The sequence below is a fragment of the uncultured Campylobacter sp. genome, from assembly GCF_938030815.1.
Lineage (GTDB): Bacteria > Campylobacterota > Campylobacteria > Campylobacterales > Campylobacteraceae > Campylobacter_B.
The window spans coordinates 1-4,381 of record NZ_CALHII010000105.1; the positions used below are offsets into that span (position 1 = coordinate 1).

Annotated in this window: 3 protein-coding genes; 2 read left to right on the top strand and 1 reads right to left on the bottom strand. The window is 44.1% G+C overall.

All coding sequences use genetic code 11. The annotated features are described in order from the left end of the window. Positions 1-515 precede the first annotated feature (515 nt). Positions 516-977 (top strand): hypothetical protein, encoded by a 462-nt coding sequence (locus Q0277_RS03715; protein ID WP_297995754.1) that lies wholly within the window; start codon positions 516-518, stop codon positions 975-977. A 292-nt stretch (positions 978-1,269) separates the two neighbouring features. On the opposite strand, the gene yedE is transcribed toward Q0277_RS03715, so the two are convergent. After that, entirely contained in the window at positions 1,270-2,331 is a 1,062-nt protein-coding gene (gene yedE, locus Q0277_RS03720) for a YedE family putative selenium transporter (protein ID WP_297995757.1), read from the bottom strand. Between the two features lie 486 nt (positions 2,332-2,817). Between yedE and Q0277_RS03725 the strand changes: the two genes are divergently transcribed. Beyond that, a partial coding sequence (locus Q0277_RS03725; protein WP_297995761.1) for a TonB-dependent receptor occupies positions 2,818-4,381 on the top strand: 1,564 nt, incomplete at its 3' end.

Consider the following 4,381-nt stretch of genomic DNA (forward strand, 5'->3'; position numbering starts at 1 on the left):
TACTAAAAATAGGAAAAAATTTAGATAAAATCCGGTCGCAAATTTTTGTGTAGGTTATAGAGAATAAAAGATGAATAGAAAACAGAGGCTTGAGAAGCTAAAAAATTCTAAATGAACGGCGTCAAAATTTAGAGCAGGGTTCAGGGCGGAATTTTGATGCCGAGAATTCTGACAGTAAGAATTCTAAATTTGAAAAATCCACGGATGACTCTACGATAAATACAAATGAAAAACCTAATAAATTTGAACAAAATTCGAGTTGCGCTCGTGATTACAATAAAGAGCCTTTAGTGCTCAAAGATAGGACTAATTTTTATATAGTTCTTGCTACGGTATGCACGCTTGCGATTATGATTTTTATGTATTCATACGAACCCAATCAAACTAGATATAATCAGCTTTTTATAGTATTTCCATTTTTCGGATTGCCTATAATAATGGAATATTTTACAAATTTTTACAATAAGAAATTTGTAAAATTTTATAATGATCGAGTTACTTATTATACAAATAAAATGCCCGAAAAAACTATATTCTTAGATGATCTTAAGGATGTAAAAAGAGCCTATTTTGCAAGAGATAATGAGTGGCTTAGGAGGCAAGGCGCTTTTTATAGATTTTTCTTAAAATTTGATCCGTATGCTACGATAATCGCTTTTTTATTGATCTGCATATTGGTATTAGCTATCGGCGTAAGAAAATATATAGAAACAGGTAGTTCCAAAGTAATTTTTATATTAATATTGACGTTTTTGTTTTTATTCATCTCAAAATTTATGTATTTTTTGGTTTTTAAATTTCAACTTAGACTTATATTCTACGATAATATAATAATCCGAGGCAAGGATAAAGATATCGCCTTTACGATAGAAACTATGGACGACTACGTTAGGATAAAAGAATTTTTTATGAAGACAAAAGACATTGATTTGGACAAGACCCAGCGCCACGTATGGCTGGATTTAATTAATAATTAAAGAGCTTTAGATGAAAGAAGCCTTAATCGACGAAGCCTTTAAATTTTAAAATTTAAAGGAACGACTCTTAAAAATTGATCGTAATCTTTCTTGCGCGGAATATATTTTATCATTTGCTTTATCGCGTTATGAATACGGCTACAAATTTTTAAATTCCATCTTCAGCTGCTTGCGCCAATCTTACAGCGAGCGCTCTGCTCCGACAGCGTATTTCTTTATAAGTACGCGCCGCCAGAGCTTGACTAGATACGCCGCCTCTGTATAGATTGATCTCTGAGATTAAATATCAGCCTTAAGCGCCGCGTCTTTGAAAAATCCCCACGTAAAGCGCGAAAACAAAACCGATCGCGACCGCGTAAGGAGCAAACTCTGTGATGCCTTTAGCCGAGCTTGCGAGCAAGAAATTGTGCGCGACCGCAGCGCCCGCCGCCATGCCGATGACGAATATGCCCGAGCTTAAATTTCCCGTGCCGGCCTGCACCAGATGCTTGCCCGGGCAGCCCTCGCTTAGGCTGAAGCAAAGACCCGCGAGCACCATACCTAAGAAGTTCCAAACGAAATCGTTATGCGCGATAGGCTGGTCCTCGAAGCCGAGCTTGTATTGTCCAAACGCGATATTTGCGATGCTTGCAAACACGATGACGCTTAGCACGCCCCAAAACATCGAGAAATCGCCGCGGAAAATTCTACCGAATGCGCCGACGCTGCAAAATTTGCTTCTATGCATCACCGCGCCCACGATAATGCCCGCAGCCAGCGAGATGCCTACCGCGGCGTGTTGCGCGCCGGGGCCTTTAGCGGAGATAAAAAGCGCGCCGCCCTCGCCCGTTTTGAGTCCGAAAACCAAGGCCGCAAGTAGCGCCGCACCCAGTATCACGGGCAAAATTCCGATCGCGCCGCTAAGTCTTGCCTCTTTGCTCGCCTCATAGCCGCGCTTTTTAAGCAAAAACCCAATGAGTACGCCGCAGATCAGACCCGCTAACCCGGCTAGCGCGGTCAAATCGCCGCCGCCTAGGCGCAAAAACGCACGCCACGGACATCCCAAAAACACAAGGCAGCCGATCATCGCGAAAATCCCTAGGAAAAATTTTGCAAACGGCGAGCTGCCGGTAACCGGCGCGAACTCGCGCGTCCAAAGCACGCTTGCCAAAAAGCCGCCGAACACGAGCCCTATGATCTCCGGGCGGATGTATTGCACCGCGCTAGCTCGGTGAAAGCCCAGCGCGCCGGTGGTGTCGCGCAAAAAGCAAGCGACGCAAACGCCCATATTGCCCGGGTTTCCGAAATGCACTAGCGTCGCACCCAGCACGCCTAGCACGGCGCCTGCGATGATGTACCATTTAACGTTATTCATGAAAAAGTCCTGAAATAATCTAGATCGACCGATCTCTTAGGCGCGATTTTATCCTTTGTAAAATAAAAAGCAAATAAATTCCGATCTAAATTTATGAAAAGCAAGAAATTTAAGTCGCTCGGGCAATTGCTAAATTTAGACGTAAACGAATTGCTGATGTTTAAATTTAGACTCTTTGTTGAGATAAAAACGCCGAATTAGCCGCTCGATTTCGGCGCAGACAGATCGCAACGAGAAGCCATGACGCAGAGGCGGTCAGACGAAACGCGATACAAACGGATATAAAAGGAGCGGAGTCGAGGGGGCAGAAATGGCACAAATAGAGTGCAGGCATGACGTAGCCAAAACGCGAAAACGGCTTAGACGGAGCACATTACTTGCCGCCAATAAAAAACAAATTTCAAATAGTTTTGAAATTAAATTTCAACCTTATTTAAGTATGTGGATATATAATAATGTATTTCAATTTTATTTTAAAGGTCGGGTATGAAAAAGCGAATTTTATTGGTGCCGCTTGCGATAGGCGCAATAGGCGGAGCGAATGCGGCCGAAAACAACGCCACGAAGTCGCAGGATCTGGGTCAAATCGTCGTGCAAGCGACGGTGAGCGCGGTCGATAACCTAAAATACGCAGGCTCGGCCGGAATTTTAACCCCCAAAGATATGAAAGCCAAAACCAACGTGATCGATTCGATCATGCAGATACCGGGCGTTGACGGCGGTATGGATATGGGGCGACAGATCGGCAGGCAGTTTCAGATACGAGGATTCGGATATCAAAGCGACGAGCGCGTCATTATCAAGCAAGACGGCGTGCGTAGAAGCCTAGGAATTTACTCAAATATGATCTCATCTTTTCGCACCGATAGCGACATCTTAAAGCGTGTCGAGGTCATAAAGGGCGCCTCGTCCGTGCTTCACGGCTCGGGTGCGATCGGCGGTATCGTAAATATGCAAACCAAAAGTGCGAGCGATTATCTAAGCGAGGGCAAAAGCGTAGGCTTGATGCTAGGACAGAGGCTTGAATCAAACAATATGCATAGCATACGCGGCGCAATCTACGGCAAGGGAGAGGAAATTCCGATCGACGTTTTACTCTACGGTAAGCGCGCAAGCTACGGCAATATCAAGCTCGCAGACGGCGGCACGCACTACGCCCTGGACTACGACAAGAGCTTTAATAACGAGCATATCGATACTGGATTTTTTAAGATCGGCGCGAATTTGGACGATCACCGCATAAGCTTCAGCGCCTTTGATTACGACGAAAATTTACACACGATGTGGCAGACACTATGGCAAAATGATGCAGATCTCTTCGTAAGCGGAAATTTAAGCCAGAGAGATTATGTTTTTGATTGGAATTTCACGCCGCAAAGCCCGCTAGTGGATATGTCTTTTAAGGCCTATAAAAGCAGAGCCGAGTATAAACGCGGCTATATCGACGGCGCAGATACCGGCAGCTACACGAACAAAGACGATCGTAAGGGACTAGAGATCAAAAATATCTCGGAATTTGATACGGGCTTTTTAAATCATAGCTTTGCTTTCGGCGGCGATTACGAAAATAGGCAGGAGGATGCGATCTTTATCCAAAATGGAGCGCTAAGAGATTTCGCCTCCTTTCCGAACGAATATAATAGCTACGGACTTTTTGCGCAAGATCTGATCCGCTTGCACGATGATTTAGAGCTTACCTTAGGCGGTAGATACGATAGATTCGATCGCGACATCAAAGGCAGATCGGCTAAATTTAAAGATTCCAGATTTTCTCCGCGCGCGGCAATTGCCTACACTCTCTTTGATAAATTTACTCTTTTAGCGGGATATAGCGAGAGTTTCCGCGCGCCTACGCCGCACGAAACATCGCAATCAGGACCGATAAACCGAATGTATTATTACATCCCAAATCCCGATCTAAAGCCTGAAACCGTCAAAGAGTACGAGGTCGGATTTAGTTTTAAACAGGATGAAATTTTTACGGACGATTACTTCAATATGAAATTTATCTATTTTAACGGCAATATCAAAGATATGATTGACGTTAAGC